17 protein-coding genes and 1 other annotated feature are annotated in these 19,720 nt (G+C 46.4%); of the genes, 12 read left to right on the top strand and 5 right to left on the bottom strand.

The features are described 5' to 3' along the window. Positions 1 to 67: 67 nt before the first annotated feature. Positions 68 to 1,225: a sensor histidine kinase gene (locus GT589_RS08310; RefSeq protein WP_293398206.1), complete on the top strand. Its 1,158-nt coding sequence runs from the start codon at positions 68 to 70 to the stop codon at positions 1,223 to 1,225. Further along, positions 1,209 to 1,865: a response regulator gene (locus tag GT589_RS08305; RefSeq protein ID WP_293398205.1), complete on the top strand. Its 657-nt coding sequence runs from the start codon at positions 1,209 to 1,211 to the stop codon at positions 1,863 to 1,865. Before GT589_RS08310 ends, GT589_RS08305 begins: the two co-directional genes overlap by 17 nt. A gap of 34 nt (positions 1,866 to 1,899) precedes the next feature. Here the strand turns inward: GT589_RS08305 and GT589_RS08300 are convergent, their stop codons facing one another. After that, complete coding sequence (locus GT589_RS08300) at positions 1,900 to 2,397, bottom strand: ferritin family protein (RefSeq protein WP_293398204.1); 498 nt, start codon at positions 2,395 to 2,397, stop codon at positions 1,900 to 1,902. A gap of 135 nt (positions 2,398 to 2,532) precedes the next feature. Continuing rightward, positions 2,533 to 5,004: a transglycosylase domain-containing protein gene (locus tag GT589_RS08295; protein ID WP_293398203.1), complete on the bottom strand. Its 2,472-nt coding sequence runs from the start codon at positions 5,002 to 5,004 to the stop codon at positions 2,533 to 2,535. Positions 5,005 to 5,170: 166 nt separating this feature from the next. Here GT589_RS08295 and hflX point away from each other — a divergent pair, with 166 nt between their 5' ends. Continuing rightward, positions 5,171 to 6,460 carry a GTPase HflX gene (hflX, locus tag GT589_RS08290; protein ID WP_293398202.1) on the top strand — a complete coding sequence of 430 codons (1,290 nt, stop codon included), beginning with the start codon at positions 5,171 to 5,173 and terminating at the stop codon, positions 6,458 to 6,460. Positions 6,461 to 6,514: 54 nt separating this feature from the next. Here hflX and ppsA read toward each other — a convergent pair whose 3' ends face one another. Beyond that, entirely contained in the window at positions 6,515 to 8,884 is a 2,370-nt protein-coding gene (gene ppsA / locus GT589_RS08285) for a phosphoenolpyruvate synthase (RefSeq protein ID WP_293398201.1), read from the bottom strand. Positions 8,885 to 9,059: 175 nt separating this feature from the next. Then, positions 9,060 to 9,267, top strand: a binding site (T-box leader). A 78-nt stretch (positions 9,268 to 9,345) separates the two neighbouring features. Here ppsA and GT589_RS08280 point away from each other — a divergent pair. The 4 genes from GT589_RS08280 (at position 9,346) to GT589_RS08265 (ending at position 14,214) form a co-directional block, all read left to right on the top strand. Further along, complete coding sequence (locus tag GT589_RS08280) at positions 9,346 to 10,422, top strand: pyridoxal-phosphate-dependent aminotransferase family protein (protein WP_293398200.1); 1,077 nt, start codon at positions 9,346 to 9,348, stop codon at positions 10,420 to 10,422. Between the two features lie 70 nt (positions 10,423 to 10,492). After that, the gene (gene serA / locus GT589_RS08275; protein WP_293398199.1) at positions 10,493 to 12,082 is read left to right on the top strand and encodes a phosphoglycerate dehydrogenase; all 1,590 of its coding nucleotides are present in this window, start codon (positions 10,493 to 10,495) and stop codon (positions 12,080 to 12,082) included. A 10-nt stretch (positions 12,083 to 12,092) separates the two neighbouring features. Next, on the top strand, positions 12,093 to 12,893 hold the full coding sequence (locus GT589_RS08270; RefSeq protein WP_293398198.1) for a sugar phosphate isomerase/epimerase family protein: 801 nt from the start codon (positions 12,093 to 12,095) through the stop codon (positions 12,891 to 12,893). Between the two features lie 88 nt (positions 12,894 to 12,981). Continuing rightward, entirely contained in the window at positions 12,982 to 14,214 is a 1,233-nt protein-coding gene (locus GT589_RS08265; protein WP_293398264.1) for a competence/damage-inducible protein A, read from the top strand. A 95-nt stretch (positions 14,215 to 14,309) separates the two neighbouring features. Here the strand turns inward: GT589_RS08265 and thpR are convergent, their stop codons facing one another. Together thpR and GT589_RS08255 are read right to left on the bottom strand one after the other, a co-directional pair. Continuing rightward, positions 14,310 to 14,834: an RNA 2',3'-cyclic phosphodiesterase gene (gene thpR, locus GT589_RS08260; RefSeq protein WP_293398197.1), complete on the bottom strand. Its 525-nt coding sequence runs from the start codon at positions 14,832 to 14,834 to the stop codon at positions 14,310 to 14,312. Positions 14,835 to 14,842: 8 nt separating this feature from the next. Beyond that, positions 14,843 to 15,454, bottom strand: coding sequence for an NUDIX hydrolase (locus GT589_RS08255; RefSeq protein ID WP_293398196.1), 612 nt, complete (start codon positions 15,452 to 15,454; stop codon positions 14,843 to 14,845). A gap of 93 nt (positions 15,455 to 15,547) precedes the next feature. Between GT589_RS08255 and GT589_RS08250 the strand changes: the two genes are divergently transcribed. From GT589_RS08250 to GT589_RS08230, 5 genes are all read left to right on the top strand, one after another. Further along, positions 15,548 to 15,892: a YkvA family protein gene (locus GT589_RS08250; protein ID WP_293398195.1), complete on the top strand. Its 345-nt coding sequence runs from the start codon at positions 15,548 to 15,550 to the stop codon at positions 15,890 to 15,892. Between the two features lie 80 nt (positions 15,893 to 15,972). Next, the gene (gene hpt, locus GT589_RS08245) at positions 15,973 to 16,497 is read left to right on the top strand and encodes a hypoxanthine phosphoribosyltransferase (protein ID WP_293398194.1); all 525 of its coding nucleotides are present in this window, start codon (positions 15,973 to 15,975) and stop codon (positions 16,495 to 16,497) included. 87 nt (positions 16,498 to 16,584) lie between these two features. Continuing rightward, positions 16,585 to 17,259 carry a TIGR01906 family membrane protein gene (locus GT589_RS08240; protein ID WP_293398193.1) on the top strand — a complete coding sequence of 225 codons (675 nt, stop codon included), beginning with the start codon at positions 16,585 to 16,587 and terminating at the stop codon, positions 17,257 to 17,259. Between the two features lie 79 nt (positions 17,260 to 17,338). Then, positions 17,339 to 19,108: a PP2C family protein-serine/threonine phosphatase gene (locus GT589_RS08235; protein WP_293398192.1), complete on the top strand. Its 1,770-nt coding sequence runs from the start codon at positions 17,339 to 17,341 to the stop codon at positions 19,106 to 19,108. After that, positions 19,108 to 19,704 carry a flavodoxin family protein gene (locus tag GT589_RS08230; protein ID WP_293398191.1) on the top strand — a complete coding sequence of 199 codons (597 nt, stop codon included), beginning with the start codon at positions 19,108 to 19,110 and terminating at the stop codon, positions 19,702 to 19,704. The genes GT589_RS08235 and GT589_RS08230 overlap by 1 nt, the downstream gene beginning before the upstream one ends. The last annotated feature ends 16 nt before the right edge of the window (positions 19,705 to 19,720 follow it).

The raw sequence follows: 19,720 nt of genomic DNA, 5'->3' as shown, positions 1-19,720 counted from the left end.
TAAAATATTCATGCATAGTGATAATATATAGTATAGTTAAAAAATATTCATTTACAGGATGGAAAGCATGCCTAGTGACGAAATAAAAAGCTTTGACTTTGATATAAAAAATGTTATTGATGGTGTTGTCCAATCGATTCAAAATGGACAGGATGAAATATTTGAAATATCAGAGAATATAAGGCGTGATTGCGATGACTCAAAAGTGCAACTGGAAAAATTAAAAAAAGAAATAACCAGAGTAATTACAGAGGTAGAGCTTCTTGCAATTGAGGAAAAAAAGAGCCGGAGAAAGCTCCTCGAGGTCAGCAGGAGATTCGAAGAAAATTCCGAGGAACAAATCAAGCGTGCATACGAAGAGGCTAATGATTGCCAAATAAGGCTTACGCTTAAATCGGAAGAAGAAAAGAACCTTATTAAACTCCGCAATGATCTTGAAATAAGGATAAAGAAAAATTCGGCGATGCTTGAAAAAGCCGAGAGCTATATGAACAAAATGGCAAGCGTTACGGATTTTCTTGTCGCTGATCTTTGCGGCGTGAAGGATACAATCGAATCGCTCGAAGACAAGAACAGCATAAACATAAGAATAATAAGGGCGCAGGAAGAAGAGCGCAGCAGGATTGCGAGTGACATACATGACGGTCCGGCGCAGAGCGTGGCTTCCCTTATAGTCAAATCAGAGATAATACTCAAGCTGCTTGACCGGGACAAAGATCTTGTCAAAAAAGAGATTGAGTCGCTGAAAGTCCAGCTTAGGGAAACACTCCGTGAAATAAGGAGAGTTATGTATGACCTGCGGCCGGCATCTCTTGACGAGCTCGGTTTGGTGCCTACGATAAGCAGGCTGATTTCAGACCTTGAAAACGAAAAGGGAGTTGAAATCGAGCTCATAGTGCTGGGTGAAAAGCACATTACCTCACCGACTGTCAGACTCACAGTATACAGGGTCATTCAGGAATCGCTCATAAACGCATGCAAATATTCAGGCAGCGCAAGGATAGTAGTAAGGCTTGACATTCAGGACAATTACATTTCCGGAATAATACAAGACTTTGGAATAGGATTTGATCCGCAGAAGCAGTCTGGCTTTGGAATAGGTTCAATGAAGGAACGAATGCAGCTTATTGGTGGCAGGATAGGAATAGAATCTGTTGCAGGAAAGGGCACCAGAGTAATTTTTTCTCTTTCGAATAAGGAGGTTGAATATGAAGGAAAACATTAATGTCATGATTGTAGATGATCATGCCCTTATGAGAGAGGGCATTGCAAGAATACTGGAACTAGAAGAGAACATAAGTGTAGAGGCTACAGCTTCTGACGGAGCCGAGGCGATTTCGAAATTCAAGAAAGGCTCATATGATGTAATACTGCTGGACATAAATATGCCCAACATGAACGGCATTGAGACACTCAGGAAGCTGCGCGACATGGACTCCTCAGTGAAAATTATAATGCTCACCGTGTATGATGCAAGGGAATATCTGATAGAAACGCTCAATTTGGGTGCCAACGGCTATATGCTAAAGGACGCTGATTCATCAAGTCTTGTTTCGGCAATAGTAAACGTTTACAACGGGGGTACATATATACATCCGAGTCTTGCAGGAGAGCTCCTGAAGGAAATCAACAAGAAAAAGGACAAGAACGGCCTGAAAAACGGCATTGAAAGTCTCACGAAAAGGGAATACGAGGTGCTGCTTCTTATAGCCGAGGGTTTAAGCAACAGGGACATATCCGATAAACTAATAATAAGTGAAAAGACTGTAAAGAATCATGTATCCAGCATACTCAGAAAACTGGATCTTACCGATCGAACACAAGCCGCTATATATGCATACAGGCACAATGTCAAGAAATTTTAAGGGACGTCCTCTGGACGTCCCTTTCACTATATATTTAGAAGGGTGCAAAGCTTTGATCGAACCAGTTTTGCTCCATAGCTATTTTATATTCCTCATAGAAGGCCTCTCTGTGCTGAATCTCCCAGCTTTCAAGATTGGCGAGCAGTTTCTTTGCTCTTGGATTTGAAACGCTTTCGGCAGCGCTGTGATAGAATTGTGCAAAGTCGTTTTCAATGAGATAAGCCATACGAAGTATTGTTATGTCGGATATGTCGTATTCAAGGTTTACACTCCGCGCCTCTATATCCGTATATAGCCTTTCCGCGCAAGGCTCACAAATATCCAAATCCAATTCTTCCCAATCCCCTGTTTCCAGCAGAGTTTTATGATACTGCTCAAGTAGTTTGTAATGCGTTTCTTCGACTCCGGCAAGATTCTCAAAGATTGCTTTGACTCTGGGATTCTTAACCGTGCCCATATTAGATTTGTAGAATTCCTGGCCTTTTTTCTCCATTTCCATGGCAAACTTAAGTATATCAAGCGTCTTATTCATTGAAATTCCTCCTTACAATAATTGTTTTTTTCGACTAAACACTCTTGTAATTTTGTTACCCACAATGAAAACTTTGAAACTTAATCGAAAATTCGGAAAATTATTTCCGTGGAATAAAAAAAGGCTATTGAAAAATCAATAGCCTTCAGGTACTGCAGAATTGTCTTGAGGCGGCTTGTTGTTGCCTTTGCCATTTCCGTTGCCGTTATTGTTAGTTGTGCTGTTATTATCGGTATTGCCATTGTCTAGCCATTCTTCAACCTGGTTCTCCCATTCGGCTTCATTTGGGGAGAGGCCGTTAGCATCAGTCGGCTGCTCCTCGACCGGCTCTACAGGGGCTACATAATGGCTCAAACTGCAGTAGCTCTTAGGTTCTGTGCCGCTGGCGAAAACCTCAGATTTGACATGGCCGCCACAATTTGAAGATGCAAGCTTGCCTGACACAGAACATATACTCACCTTGATAATCCCATCGGGCTGGTCAAACTGCTTTGCTGGGAGCCCGCTGTGGACCTGTGACATAATCTTGCTCCAGAGCATCGCAGACATCTTGCTGCCTGTTGAAAGTTCCCGCGGCAAGTCGGAGCCAATCCATGTGGCGCCTACATAATAAGGAGTATAACCTACAAACCATGCGTCATAGTTGTTGGAGGTTGTACCAGTCTTACCTGCTACGGGCATGTTTGCAATCTTGGCTCTTGAGCCTGTTCCATCCTCTACTACGGATTTCATCAGGTCCTGAAGTATGAAAGCCACCTGCGCAGATACTACCTTCCTGGTCTTAGGCTTGTTTTCAAGAAGCACGTCGCCATTGGCCGTCTCAGCTCTTGTAAAGAATATAGGTTCGTTATGAACTCCGCTGTTTGCAATTGCACCGTATGCTGCTGTAAGTTCAAGGTTTGTAACGCCTTTGCTCATTCCTCCCATTGAAAGAGAAAAGTTCTCGTCATTAATAGACGGGTTGTCCTTGCTTTTTACTATAGTAGATATCCCAAGCTTTTCGAGGTAGGATATCATTGTCTTTACCGATTGAGCCTTGCTTGTAGAAAGCATTTCGGCAAGCTTTACGGTTCCTACGTTGGAGGAGCGCGTGAGCAGTGCCCTCATTGTGGACGGGCCGCCGTATTTTCTGTCATAGTTTCTAGGCCAAAGATTCCCTTTGTCATCGTAGTGAGGAGAATCGTCTATTATTGTGGCAGCTGTCATGCCCTTGTCCAAAGCCGGAAGATAAGCTGCCAGAGGTTTTATTGCAGAGCCTGGCTGTCTTGGATTTATGGCCCTGTTGAATATTTTTGTTCCACCTATCATCCTGCCGCCCACGAGCGCCCTTACTTCGCCGTTTTTAGGGTCCATTATGACCATAGAGGCCTGGGGCTGGACTGTTCCAGAGCTGTCCTTGAAGGAGCCAGGGAAGTTGGCGGGATTCTCAAATTCCTTTTCAACTATCTTTTGCATGTTCATATCCATTGTTGAATATATCCTGAGGCCGCCCTTGTAGAGCGTGTCTCTTGCTTCATCTTCGGAAAAGCCCTTTTCAGTTATGAGTTCCTGGAGCACCTGCTTTTTCACTAGATCTCCAAAGTATGAGGATATGCCCGAAGCGCTCTTTGAACCTATTTTTATCTCTATTGGATAGCTCTTGGCCTCGTCATACTGTTCCTGGCTTATAAAGCCGAGCTCCAGCATCTTGCCAAGCACTGTAAGCTGCCTTTCTACCGAGCTCGGATTGAGAACGGCCTTTCTTACAACTATCTCACCTTTGTTTAGCTGGTCATACTGAAATTTGTCTATGAGTCCCTTGCTCAGCATCTGTGAGAAGAGAGCAGATTCTTCAGCAGGTATTGATTCGGCCTTTGTTGAATTCGGGTAGAAAATAAGTTGAATATTATCGAGGCTCTCGCCGGATGCAATTTTTTCTGTTGTAAAAGGGGAGTACCTTGAAGGATTTTTTGTGATCCCCGCTATAATTGCGCATTCTGCTACGTTCAGCTCGGACACGTCCTTGGAGAAGTAGGTCTGTGCCGCAGCCTGGGCTCCTGTGGCGCCTCTTCCAAGGTATATGGTGTTGAGGTACATCTCGAGTATCTGGTCTTTTGTCAGATAGCGCTCAAGCTCCAGAGCGTAGTACATATCTTTGATTTTTCGTGTGTATGTTTTTTCGTGAGTCAGGTATATGTTTTTTGCCAGCTGCTGAGTGATTGTACTTGCTCCCTGAGCCTTGCTCATAGTCTTGAGGTCGTAAATCACAGCGCCAATTATCCTTTTGGGATCTACTCCGTGGTGCTTGTAGAAACGCTCATCTTCAATGGCTATAAAAGCATTTTGAAGATCCTTTGGCATCGTTTCGATAGATACAACACTTCTAAAGCTGTCACTGTGAACCTTCTCAATAAGGTTCCCGTCCTTGTCATATATGAACGAGCTGTCATCCAGCATGTTCTGTATGTTTGAAGGATCGATTGGAGAAGTGTTCTTAAGTACTGCAAAAATGATTCCCCCGGCTGTTACACCCAGCAACAAAAACAATACAATGAACGTTGACAATATTGATTTTGCGCCAAATTTTCTTTTTTTCTTTAATTTTTTATTGGAATTATCGGTAGACATTTAATCCCTCCTTAACAGATATATTATATCATACAAACATTTTATGGTATCTAATAATTTGTGAAAAAGTGGGTACCGAAAAACAGAACAAACCGCGTGTTGAGATGTTAAAAACATGCAGCATATTGTATAATTGAATTAGAGAAAAAAGGAAGGGGTGGCTGGGATGGAAGAAAAAAAAGAAAAGAAGGAAAAGATACTGATTGTTGGCCTCAACATCACAGACATAAAGAAAAAGAGCCAGTTTGACATGGAGGCCTCCATGGACGAGCTCGAGGAGCTTGTGAAGGCGGCCGGAGGCGAAGTGGTCGCAAGGCTGACCCAAAACAAGCAGTCAAGGGATGCGGCCTACTACATTGGTACGGGCAAGGCCGAGGAGGTCAGGGATTACGTTGAAAAACTCGAGGCTGACATGGTCGTATTCAATGACGAGCTCTCCGGAATACAAATAAGGAACCTGGAAGATACTATTGGGGTTACAGTTCTTGACAGGACCGCGCTCATACTGGACATATTCGCGCAAAGGGCCCTTTCAAGGGAAGGCAAGCTCCAGGTAGAGCTAGCGCAGCTCAAATACAGAAGGTCAAGGCTCATAGGGTTGGGCAAGCAGCTCTCAAGAACCGGTGGCGGAATAGGCACAAGGGGTCCGGGAGAGAAAAAGCTAGAGACCGACAGAAGGCACATAGATGGCAGGATAAACGACATAAAAAGGGAACTCTCCGATGTCAGGAAAAACAGGGAGGTTCAAAGAGTACAGAGGCTGAAGGCGAACGTGCCGATAGTTGCGCTTGTGGGCTACACGAATGCGGGCAAGTCGACTCTGCTCAACAGTCTCATAAAAACTCACAGGGAATACAGCGTAGAAAAGGAAGTCTTCTCCAAGGACATGCTGTTCGCCACGCTCGATGTGACGCTCAGAAAGGCCGTGCTTCCAAGCGGCAAGGAGTTTCTTGTCACCGACACGGTGGGCTTTGTAAGCAACCTTCCCCACGACCTTGTGGAGGCGTTCAAGGCGACACTCGAGGAAGTCAAATATGCGGACCTGATACTTCATGTGGTTGACGCGTCGAACGAAAACTATGACATGCAGATGGACACGACGCTGGACATACTAAGGCAGCTGGATTCGCTTGACAAGGACACCATAACCGTATTCAACAAAATGGACAAGACAGGCTTTGAGGCCGGCTATCCAAAGCAGGAGGACTTGGTGTTCATATCCTGCAAGACAGGCTACAACATGGAGCTGCTAGTCGACATGATAGAAAAGAAGCTCTTAAAGAGTTTCACTAAGGCGAAGCTGCTTATTCCCTTTGAAAGAGGCGACATATTCAGCGCTATACAGAAAAAGAGCCAGGTAGAACAATTCGAATATGTAGAAAACGGAATAAGCGTGACGGCCCTGCTCTCGGACGAAGATTACAACAGATACAGGGAATTTGTGCTTGAACAATAATAACGGACCCTCGGATGAACACTTTCTTGTGCTCACTCCGAAGGGTCCGCTTTATTAGATGCCCCTTAGTTTGTTCAGGATTATCTTCTGCTCTGTCGAAGCCACGAGCTTTCTTGTGTACTCCACGGTGTCGGGATTTACGCTTATGCTGTCCATGCCCGCATTCACAAGGAACTCTGTGAATTCAGGATAGAGTGAAGGAGCCTGGCCGCATATTGATATAGTCTTGCCATGCCTGTGGGCTGCGTCTATAAGGATCTGTATTGCACGCTTGACATACATTGCGCGTTCATCGAAGTAGCCCATACGGCTTAGTATTCCAGAGTCCCTGTCGGCGCCCATAATGAGCTGAGTCAGGTCATTGCTGCCTATGCTGAAGCCGTCCACAAGCTGAGCAAACTCGTCTGCGGCAAACACTACAGACGGAACCTCGGCCATTATCCATATCTTGAAGGAAGAGTCCTGCACCAGTCCCTCGGATGCCATTATAGCCTTTGCCTTTTCAACCTCCCAGGTGGTTCTCACAAACGGCAGCATGGCATATATGTTAGTAAGACCGAATTCATCTCTGGCTTTTTTTAGGGCTCTGCATTCAAGTCGAAAGCCCTGCTCGTACTCCGGTGAGGTGTATCTTGCAACCCCCCGCCAGCCTATCATAGGATTGTTTTCAACAGGCTCGACCTCGTTGCCTCCCTTGAGCCCTCTGAACTCATTGGTTCTAAAATCGCTGAACCTTACTACTACAGGCCTTGGGAATGCCGCCTGTGCAACTGTGGATACGCCTTCGGCAAGCTTGTCTATGAAGAAGTCCTCCTGCCCGGTCTTCACCAGATACATGGGGTGAGCCCCTATCATGTTGCTGAATATGAATTCAATCCGCATGAGGCCAATCCCGTCAAAGGGCAGATTCTTGTACTTTTCCATCATTTCAGGTTCGCCCAGATTCATATATATCTTGGTGCCGGTAATTGGAGCCAGTCTCGAAAGCGCATCATTCATCGCGATAGCGGGAGCAGCTGCAGAAGCCCTTTCTGGAGCCTGCTGCTTGGTTTCAAGCTCAACCCGGCCTTCATAGACTATTCCGCGGGTGGCGTCAACCGTCACTTCCTGGCCCTCGATGAGTACCTCCGTGGCATTTTTGGCGCTCACTATGCATGGTATTCCAAGTTCTCGGGAGACAATGGCCGCGTGGCATGTACGCCCGCCCTCGTCAGTCACAACAGCTGCAGCCATCCTCATTGCGGGCACCATGTCAGGATTAGTCATCGAGGCTACAAGTATGTCGCCATGCCGTACCTTTGAGAGTTCGCTCATATCCTTGATTTTCACAACTTTTCCAAAGCTTATGCCAGGCGACGCGCCTAGGCCTTTTACAAGCACATTGAGCTTCTGGGAAGCCGGCTTTGAATCGGCAGGCTTGGAGCCTTTTTCGCCCAAGGCTGTAACGGGTCTTGCCTGGAGTATATAGAGCGATTTTGTGTCTATGTCAAAAGCCCATTCAATGTCCTGGGGAGCGCCGTAAATGCCCTCTATCTCGATGCCTGATTTTGCAAGCTCAAGCACCTCTTCATCAGTTAGGCATTCGGAGCTTATCTTGTCATATCCGAGAAACTCGGCAACGCTAACCTCGACAGTTCCCAGCCTTGACTTGTTCCGGATAACCATTGAAACCTTATCGGCTATGTGCTTTTCGCTCACCTTAAGGCTGGATTTGTTCACCGTGTAGTCGTCAGGTGTCACAGCGCCGGAGACGACTGACTCACCAAGGCCCCAGTTGGCATTTATCATGATTTCGTCAGTATTGTGAGTCACGGGATTTATAGTGAACATGACCCCTGCCTTTTCGCTGTTGACCATTTTTTGGACTATTGCGCTGAGCGAAACCTCGAAATGGTCGAAGCCCTTTTGCTCCCTGTAGTATACCGCCCTTGCAGTCCACAGCGACGCCCAGCATTTCTTCACATATTCAACGACGTTGCTGCTGCCGAACACATTGAGATATGTGTCCTGCTGCCCGGCAAAAGAAGCGTCGGGGAGGTCCTCTGCGGTTGCCGAGCTCCTTACGGCTATTTCAGGATCGCTAATGCCAATGCTGTCGCTGAATTCTTCATAGGCACGTTCTATTTCGCTGCTGATCACAGCGGGCACAACGCTGTCGATTATGAGGTCCCTTATCCTCGAGCTCTTAATCTGCAGATCGGTAGTGTCTTCGAACTGTATGCTGTCAATTATGGCGGCAATATCGTCGCTCAGGCTGGACATTAATATGAAATCCTTGTAGGCATTGGATGTTACGCAAAAGCCCGGCGGTACAGCTATTTTGTGCTGCACAAGCTCACCGAGGTTGGCGCCTTTGCCTCCCACCAGAGGTATATCATGCTTGTTTATTTCGTTGAACCATCTTATATATTTGTAATTTGACATGTCAAGCCTCCCTTCAAATATTCACAATTATATTATTACCCATTCAAACGGCTGCTTAGTATAAAATTGGCAAAAAAATAAAACAAATAAGTTAAAAATAAAAATAAACAAAAAAATATTGTTATACGGTTGACAATAAATTAAACTTCATATACACTTGTTTTTAAATCAAAATGAAATCGCGCTGAAGGGTAGCAGTAGACATGCATTCACTTCCAGAGAGCCGGCACAAGGTGAAAGCCGGCAGTGGAGAGTGTCGAATCCGACCCGGAGCTTCAAGGGGGTAAGAAACCCTTGACGGTTGATTTCCGTTAGCAGATCAAGAGGCCGGCTGCAGCCGGCAAAACAAGGTGGCACCACGTGGATAATCCCCCGTCCTTGACTTCGGTCAAGTACGGGGTTTTTTATTTATTAAAGATAAAATTATGCTTGAACAACCTAACTAAACGGAGGGAAAAGCCATGAATGAAAAATTACTTATGACACCGGGGCCTACAAACGTGCCCAAAAGAGTTCTCGACTCCATGAGCCAGAGCATGATGCACCACAGGACAAGCGAATTTTCATCCATGCTATCCCAGCTGAGCGAGAGGCTCAAATACGTATTCCAGACCAGCAGCGATGTGCTGACATTCCCTGCGGCTGGGACAGGCGGACTCGAGGCCGTGCTTGTAAACCTGTTTTCGCCCGGCGACAGAGTGCTGCTGGTATCCATAGGAGTATTCGGGGACAGGTTCGCCAAGATAGCGCAGGCTTTCGGGCTCGAAGTTGATAAACTTGAAGTGAAGTGGGGGATGGGGGCTGCTCCGCAGGCAATAAGTGACAGCTTGAAGGATTCGCACAAGGCCGTTATAGTGACCCACAATGAGACCTCGACAGCCGCCACTAATGACATACAAAAAATAGCAGAAATGCTAAGGGGCGAAGACAAGCTGCTAATAGTTGATGCGGTAAGCTCGCTTGGAGGAATAGAGCTGAGAATGGACGAATGGGGAATTGATGCGGTTGTAACGGCTTCGCAAAAGGCCCTGATGAGCCCTCCGGGACTCACATTCATATCACTGAGTGAGAGGGCCTGGGAACATATCGGGAAATCAAAGATGCCAAAATACTACTGGGACTTTGAAAAGGCAAGGGCTGACCTGAACAAGGCAAAGCCCCAGAATCCGTATACGCCAGCAGTATCGCTCGTGGCGGCGGCCGATGAGGCGCTGGCGATGATACAGGAGGAAGGATTGGAAAACGTATGGAAAAGACACGAGCTTGTGGCGAAAAGGGTCAGAAGCGGAGTAGAGAAGCTGGGACTCAAAATATACACACACGGAGACTATCTTTCAAATACGGTAACAGCGGTAGATATTGGCGAAAGGGCTGAATCAGTAAAGGCCATGCTGGAGAAGGAGCACGGGATTATAATATCCGGCGGACAGGGACATCTCAAGGGAAGGATAATAAGAATTGGTCACATGGGCTGCATTGACTGCGAAATGGCCGACAGGACACTGCGAGCTCTTGAGGATTGCATGAACAGGGCTTAGCATGTGAAAAAAAATTACCGGGATATGCACAATGAATCCAAAATGCTGGATACAAAATGGAGGGCTGGACATGGAAAGGAAAAGAGTGCTGATTACGGAGACTATAAACAAGGAGGGAATAGACCTTCTCGAGGAACACTTCGATGTTGACATAAAAAGGGACATTACAAAGGAGGAGCTTGCAGAGGTAATAGAAGGCTATGATGCCCTAATAGTAAGGAGCAATCCGTACATTGACGAGGAGGTGCTCCAGAACGCAGGCAGGCTGCAGATAATAGGAAGGGCAGGCAACGGCATTGACAACATAAAACTCGAGCCCGCCACTAAAAAAGGCGTCATAGTAGCCAACACACCCGACAGCAACAGCATGTCTGCGTGTGAGCTGGCCATAGGGCTGATACTGGCCCAGGCGCGCAATATAGCCCAGGCGGACGTCCACCTCAAAAATGGAGGCTGGAGCAGGGACAATTTCATGGGCTCAGAACTATACGGCAAGACGCTGGGCATAATAGGACTTGGCAGGATAGGCTCTCTTGTCGCCAGGCGAATGGCAGCTTTTGACATGAAAATAGTGGCATACGACCCCTATATAAGCGACGAGAGATTTGAAAGATTCGGAGCTGCCAAGAGGGACAGCTTGAGAGAGTTGCTTGAAGAGGCTGACTTTATAACCATCCATACTCCCAGGACTACTGAAACCATAGGACTAATAGGTGATGACGAAATAGCAATGATGAAGCGGGGAGTCAGAATAGTGAATGCGGCTAGGGGCGGCATAATAGACGAGAGGGCTCTATACAGGGGCTTGACTAGTGGGAAAATCGCAAGCGCAGGGCTTGACGTGCACGAAAAAGAGCCATGCAAGGACAATCCGCTATTCACCTTGCCTAACGTGATTGTGACGCCTCACATTGGAGCCACTACACACGAAGCCCAAAAAAACGTAGGTGTCTGCATAGCGCAGCAGGTAATAAAGGCTCTAAACGGCGAGATAGTGCCAAACGCAGTCAACCTTCCGACGCTCCACAGGGATGAGCTCGAGTCAATAAGGCCCTACATCAACCTGATGGAGGACCTTGGAAAGCTATACTACCAGTTCTACAGCGAACCTATCGATTTTGTGGACATTAAATATTGGGGAAGCATAGCAAACCAGGATACGGAAATGATAGACATAGCTTTCCTCAAAGGACTTCTCGAGCCGGTAGTGATGGAGGGAGTCAACTATATAAACGCAAGGCTCATGGCCGAGGAGCGGGGAATTAAGTTCAGAAAAAGAAAGGACACTATGCACCACAACAACTATACAGAGCTCATAACCGTAAGCATTAAGCACAGAAGCGGAGAATTCACACTCGCGGGCAATGTATCAAGCAAAAAGACTGGAAAGCTTGTTGAAATAGAGGGCTATGAAGTGGATGTATGCCCGAGCCAGCACATGATATTCATACAAAACGTTGACGTGCCTGGAGTTGTAGGGAATGTGGGCAGGGTGCTCGGAGAAGAAAATATCAATATAGCCACAATGCAGGTTGGAAGAAATGAACGCGGCGAAAAGGCACTTATGGTGCTGAACGTTGACGACGAGGCGTCTGAAGACACACTCGCAAAGCTGGTCCAAAAGGCGAACGTGCTCTGGGCCAAAGCCATAAGACTTTAGGGAGGCTCCAATGAAATATACAGTAGGATACGCAGCATCGCTTGGTGAAAAAGACGTAATATCAGCAATGGAATATGCAAGACTTGCAGGATTTGAAGCCGTGGAGCTGAGCATGAATATGCCTTGCTTTTTCCCGGAAAGGTACAGCCAGGAGGATAAAAGAGCGATACTCGGCTTTAAAAGAGAAAGCGGCATTGAAATAACTATTCACGCGCCGGAGGATATATCCCTTGTTAGCATGCATGAAAGCGTAAGAAAGGCCGGAATAGGAAGACTTAAGGAGATTATAGGCTTTTCGGGCGAAATAGGAGCCTCCAGGATGACTTTGCACACCGGAGCAACGCCTTATTTTACGCTTGTTGAAGGAGTTGGGTATGTACAGGATGAACATATACGCGAGACGGTGCGCAATCTGAGGGAAGGCATAACGACGCTGGCCTGCGTGGCCTCAGAGCTTGCGCCAAGGCTCAGTATATGCATAGAAAACTCGGGGTATTTTCCATGGTACATCCAGGAGGCGCTCGCGGATATAATGGATTCTCAGGATATATTCCTGACATGGGACATAGGCCATTCATACGAGAACAAATACGGCGAGCAGTATTTCTTCGAGCAGAATCTTGACAGGGTAAAGACCTGCCATTTGCACGACTTCAACGAGCATGGCGACCATAAGATTATAGGAAGTGGCAATGTGGATTTCAAGGGACACATGAAAAAGCTGGGAGCGCAGGACATTGTATATATAGTGGAGGTCAGACCCAGAGACAACGCCAAAAGGTCATTGAGCATCCTAAGGGATATGGTGTAGATATTCCCGTTGAGCATCTATCCAGAAACGCCTGCAGGGCATATAATATACTTAACACGATAAAAAATTGCAGACTGGAGATGAGCTCATGGTTATTGAAATACTAAGCGTAGGTACCGAACTGTTGCTCGGAGACATTCTAAATACGAACGCCCAATACATTTCAAAGAAGGCGGCACAGCTGGGCATGGCAAGCTACTACCAGACGGTAGTCGGCGACAACATGGACAGGATAAACAGGGCGCTCGAAGCGGCGTTTGAAAGAGCTGACATAGTGATAGCCACAGGCGGGCTTGGCCCCACTGATGATGACCTGACAAAGGAATCAGCCGCCGAGTTTTTCAAGCTGGACATGGAGCTTGACGAGTACTCCTGGAACAAGATAAAGAAGTTTTTCGAGGCAAGAGGTGTTGCGCTGAGCCACGGCAACAAGAAGCAGGCGTACTTCCCTGTAGGCTCGACAATAATACCAAACGACAACGGCACGGCTCCGGGGTGCATCATAGAAAAGGACGGCAAGAGGATGATAATACTTCCCGGGCCTCCAAAGGAAATGGAGCCAATGTTCGACAAGAGCGTTGAGCCGTATCTTAAGCAGTTCAGTGACCATACAATAGTATCCGAGACTCTCAGGCTCTGCGGAATAGGCGAGAGCAGCGCCGCCGAGAAGATAAGGGACCTCTTATCCGGAGCAAATCCGACAGTGGCCCCTTACGCCAAGGAGGGCGAAGTCATATTCAGGCTCACAGCCAAGACCAGGACACACGAAGAGGCGCAGGAAATGCTCGAGCCGCTAAAGCGTGAGATTTACAGCAGGCTTGGGGAGTATATATACGGGGAAGGCGAAACAAGCCTCGAGCTTGAAGTGGGCAGCGAACTTATAGAAAGGGATCTGAGCATAGCGGTGGCAGAATCCTGCACGGGAGGCATTCTAAGCGCCAGGCTCATCAATTGTCCCGGAATATCGCAGGTGTTCATGGAGGGCTGCGTAGCCTATTCAAATGCCGCCAAGATGAACTCTCTAGGGGTCAAGGCCTCGACTCTTGAGGAATACGGGGCTGTCAGCGAAGAGACTGCCATTGAAATGGCGCGAGGAGCGGCAGCAAAGAACGGCAGCAGAGTAGGAATATCCACAACAGGAATTGCGGGGCCGGACGGCGGTAGCGAGGACAAGCCTGTAGGACTCGTATATATAGGCCTATATATGGACGGAGTCGAAAAAGTCAAAAAGCTGACTCTCACAGGAAGCAGGGAGAGGATAAGGAACCAGGCGGCTCTCTTGTCGCTTGATTTCCTTAGAAGAGAGTTAAAGGGCATATAGCATCGAGCGGAGCATAGCATAATATATAGGAAATAAAAAGGCTGGAGGATTGATTCTCCAGCCTTGCCTTTTATGTATTTGAGCATATTCACGTACTATCCTATTATTTCGTATACCGGGCCTGTTCTTGTGAGCGTGCTGTTTATCAGATTGAAGGCTTCCACCTTGAACTCCATAGGCTCTATGCGTATGCCGTTGATCTTTTCCCTGCTGATTCTATCCAGCCTAATCTTTCTGGCTATGGTCACGTGAGCCTTGAACCTTCGAGGGTCTTTTTCAAATCCCGCGGCACGCAGGTCTTCGTTGAGTTCATCAACCAGCCCCTCGAGCTGTACTACATCCCCGACCAAATCGACATACAGCACCGAGCTTCCCCTCTTTTCAAACCACGACAGCCTGTCGAGGCTGAAGCGAAGATCCAGCTTTGAATAGCGACTGAGTATTCCTTTGGTATCTTCGGCCGTTGCTTCGTCCGTCTCGCCAAGGAATTTGAAGGTAAGATGGAGATTCTCCTGCTTTGTGAAGCTGCCTTTTATGTTCATGCCGAAAAGCTCGTTTTCTATGGAATGCACATATTCCGCTATGCGCTTTGGCAGAAAATATCCTATAAAAAGTCTCATGTCTGTAATCACTCCTTAAGCTGGTCTAGGAAATCCTTGAGTATTTTAGCAGTTATGCCCCATATTATATAACCTTCGTATCTGTAGAAATAGAGAACGTACCTGGCTTTTTTGAACTTGTAGTCCCTGCCCTGCGGAATCATGTGGTATGGAAAGTCATCAGGCACGCTAACGTCGAGATTGGCATTATACATCTGAGGCTCCGCACTGAGCAGATAGTCCAAAGGCACAAGAAAGACATGGTCAACCTCATCCCTGTTAATATTTATTTTTTCGTAGTTAATAGCGCCTACAAAGGGATGTATTATCATGTCAAAAGGCGTTATGAAAACGTCCATGGGCGAGAAGAGTTCAACATCCTCACGATGCAGCCCAAGCTCTTCGCAGGTCTCCCTTATGGCCGTATCCTCAAAGCTTTCGTCCGCATCCTCATACCCACCGCCCGGGAAAGATATTTCGCAGGGCTGGACTGAGAGATTTTTTGACCTGACTTCAAAAAGCACGTGCGTCTTTCCGTCTTTTTCAACAAGAGGAACGAGCACCGAGCATTTGAACATATCCCTGTGGCCTTGTATATACGGGCTAAAACCGCTGAAAGCCTTCCTAATTTTTTTAACCACGCAAAAAACCTCCGAGAAAAGTCTGAAAATTTGATATAATATATATAACATTATACTACAAAACCTACAAATTAAAAGCCAAGGGTGATTACGATGGAAAAACTAAGGGGCGCCATCTCATTTCTAAAGCGCATTGACGTGCTCTACAGGCTAATGCAGGACAGACGGGTTTCGAGATTCAAAAAAGCCAAGATAATTGGACTTTTAAGCTTTGCCTTTGTTTATTTTGTATCTCCGCTAGACCTGCTTCCCGAGGTGGTGCTCGGACTTGGAATAGTCGACGATGCCGTGATACTGACCTTCATAGCTTCTGTGCTCAATGGAGAGCTTGACAAGTATCTGCAGGGCTACGGCGACTACAAGGTGAAAAAATCAGACGGCGTAATAGAGGTCGAAAGCTACAGTATCAGTGACGAGGATGACAAGGGCGGACAATAATCCAAATAAACATTGAGTTCACACTCAAATCCATGTGTGATATAATCCCTATGTAAATATTATATCGAGGTGGTTTTTATATGCACACTATAAACGAAACACTAATTACAACGCAGCAGCTTGATGAAAAGGTTGCAGAGCTGGCAGGGATGATAGAGAGAGACTTTGAGGGCGAGCACATTCTGCTTATCGGAGTTCTCAAGGGCGCCTGCATTTTCGTATCTGATCTTATGAGGAAGATAAACCTGGATGTGTCGCTTGACTTCATGTCTGTTTCCAGCTACGGAAATTCCACAAAAAGCTCGGGAGTAGTCAAGATTCTCAAGGACCTTGACATGGAAATAGAAAACAAAAATGTAATAATAGTAGAGGACATAATAGACACAGGTCTTACTCTCAAGTATCTGACTGAGAACCTCATGTCTAGAAAGCCAAAAACACTCAAGATATGCACTCTTCTTGACAAGCCGGAGAGAAGAAAATGTCATCTTGATGTGGACTATATCGGCTTTACGATACCAGACAAATTCATAGTTGGCTATGGAATAGATTATGCTGAGCTCTACAGGAACCTGCCTTACATAGGCGTGGTTAACAAGGACTAGGAAAATCGTAGCAATAATTTGCCGCTGTATTCATACAGCGGTTTTTTGCATTATACCATTATATCAGGATGAAGGGAGGCGGCTTAGTTGAAATCATTTGCTGGGATGCTCATGGCGGCAATTTTCTTCCTGTCCGTGCTCATAACATCATTTTCCGCGCTGGCCGTGAGCACTCCGTTTTATTCATATGAATACGAAAAGAACGGTACCTACTCTGAATTCGGCAGGAAAGAGGTGGATGGAGTTACAGGGGCAGTAATCGAATACCTGGGCGGCAAAAGCGAGAACCTTTATTATGAAGCGGGAGGCTCCAATATATTCACGCAAAGGGAAACAGCGCACATGGCAGACGTCAGGGGCCTGTTCCAATTCTTTGGCGGCATGAGAAACTGGATGGTGGCTGCATTTGCTCTGATTGCAATCGCAATAAGGCGCGAACTCAGAGCTGTTTCAAGACGCTTTGCCGTCTGGCTAGTATTTATCATGACGGCATTTACAGCTTTTGCGGCGGCCGCTGCAACGAATTATGAATATTTTTTCACGATATTTCATGAGGTGTTTTTCACAAACGACTACTGGCTGCTTGACCCGGCAGACAGCATAATAATAAATATAATGCCGATAAGCTTTTTCTCTGATGCGGCGCTTGTGATATTCCTTTCCACGCTTTCAGCCTGTGCCTTGGCCGCACTTGCAGCACACAGGCTTGGAAAAACGCAGTTTGCACAAACGAATTCTCACATTAAGGATTTGCTAACTTAATTAACCAGATGCATCAACATAATGATATAATATAATTGAATGTTCGTTAAATTTTGAGTTCCTTCTGGAGGGGATTCTAGTGAGATACTGCATGAGCTTTAACAAGCTGAACGTCATAGAAATTTTCAAAGCAATTTCCGCCGCAAAAAACTTTAACGAGATAAAAGACATAGTAATAGAGGCGCTTGTAACAGCCACAAGCTATGAAGCCGTGATAGTTGTTTTTTTTGGTGAAGCTGAGGATGGCTTTATGCAGCTTATATCAATGAACGCTGAGACCGGAGACAAGTTTGAATCCAGGCTCAGCATAGACCAGATTCCCGCGCTGGAGAGAGAAGCTCTGACGAAACCGCGCTCGAGGAGCATGCGGATTAAAAAAGGCGATTTTTTCAACGATGAGATAAGCAGGCTTACAGGCATGGGCGAGGCGGCGCATATAGATGTGTTTCCTATTAGGCTATATAACAAGGCCGAAGGCTTTGTTGCGTGCTTCAAGGGCGATGAGCGGGGAAGCGCAGATGATTTTGATTTTGTACTTTCGACTACAAGCCTTATGGAGCTTTTTCTTGAAAACGGAAGAAGAAACCTGAGGGTGGAAAACATAATAAAGAGGCTCAAGGAAGCCGTGAACAGCATGAGCAGGAGCCTGAGGCAGCTTTACGAGTATGAGGGTATAGACGATTTTCTGAGCCTTGCAGTCAGGTTGCTTTGCGACATAACCAGAAGCAAGAGTAGTATGATAATAATCGACGACAGCATAGCTGAAATACAGGCAATGAGCAGATACGGCGACGAGCTCGAGCTTTTGAAGGTGCTCGAGAGCATAGCCGGCAGCGGCAGCTATGGCGATATCGACGAGGTCAGGCTTTTCAATGAGCCCGATGAGTCCTGGAAGCAAATAGATCCGGACATAAAAGCGCTAGCCGTATATAAGCTCAAAAAAGGCGACAGGATAGTGGGCCATATAGTGGCAGCCAATGCTGAGGAATACCTTGATGAGGAGAAGAGCATACTGGGAATATTCGCATCCCAGATACTTATAGGCATAGAAATAAGCCTCACATCCAAAGAGGTCATAAAGCATAAGATTCTTGAAAAAGAGCTCGAGATAGTATCGGAGCAGCAAAAGCTGATAATGAACAACAACAGTCTGAACATGTCAGGCAGGGGCGAAATATCCTTCCTGCACAGGACTTCGCAGCAGGTCGGCGGCGACTTTTGCAAGATTTTCGAGATGGAAGACGACAGGGTGGGCATATTCCTTGCAGACGTGATGGGGCACGGACTCCTGTCCAACTATTTCAGCGCCATGATAAAGGGCGCCCTGAGAATATTGATGCAGCAGGAAAACAGTACCGGAGCAATACTCTCGAAAATTAATAGCATGCTGTATGAAGACTTTGACAAGACTAATGTTTTTGCCACTGCGAGGGCGGCTATATTCGATGTAAGAAGAAACCGCATAGTCTCCTCGAATGCAGGCCACCTTCATCCAATAGGCATAAGACTGGAAGAGGGGACAGCATACGCAGAGGAGATGAACATAGAAAAGGGAATACCAATCGGCGTCCTCAGCGACGCTGATTACGAGGAGTGCGAATACGAGCTTGGCGGGTATGAGCTTGTGGCGTACTATACTGATGGAATAATAGAAGCCCAGAACAGCAAGGGAGAATACTACGGGATAGACAGACTCAAGGAATTTTTGAAAAGCAGCTACAGGTTTGGAGCCGAACAGATTTTCAGGAATTTCGAAGAGGAAATATATGATTTTGCAGGCAAATCCAGTCTGGATGACGATTTTATACTCCTGCTGTACAAGAAGTCAGATGAAAGGGGAGAAGTATAATGAAAGTGCTTATTGTAAACGGAAGTCCGAGGCTGCAAAAGAACAGCTACAACATAGCCAGGTATATAGCCGGCATAATGGAAAAAAACGGCGTCGACCATGAAATAATTGACGTAGCCAGGCTTGATATGACGCCCTGCATAGGCTGTGGAGTATGCAGCAGGACGGGAGTGTGCTTCAAAAATGACGAGAGCACGTCGACTGTCAAAAAATTCGATCCTTCTGATGCTACCATAATTGTCTCGCCCATATATTTCAATTCGGTATCTGGGCAGCTCAAAATGTTCATAGACCGCTTCCAGTCGCTCTACGCCAGCAAGTATGATCTGAAGCAGCCGGCCATTGACAGGAGCAAGAAAAGATTCGGCGCTTTCATAGCTGTGGCTGGGGCCAAGGGGTATGAAGACCAGTTCACTTCGGCCGAGCTCATAATGGACCTTTTCTTCAAGGTAATAAATACAAAACTCATTGAAATGCTCAGGATCCCGGATTCGGACAGAGTGAACGCTTGGGAGGACAAGGCTACGCTTGATGAGATAGAAAGGATATCGCTTAGGGTAATCGAAGAGGCCAGAAAGGTAAAACTGGAAGGCTAGGATTGAGAGGGGTGTT

The organism is Peptoclostridium sp., assembly GCF_009881055.1.
Classification (GTDB): Bacteria; Bacillota; Clostridia; order Peptostreptococcales; family Peptostreptococcaceae; genus Peptoclostridium_A.
Note: the sequence above shows the minus strand (reverse complement) of the source record. Positions and strands in the feature narration are given on the sequence as shown.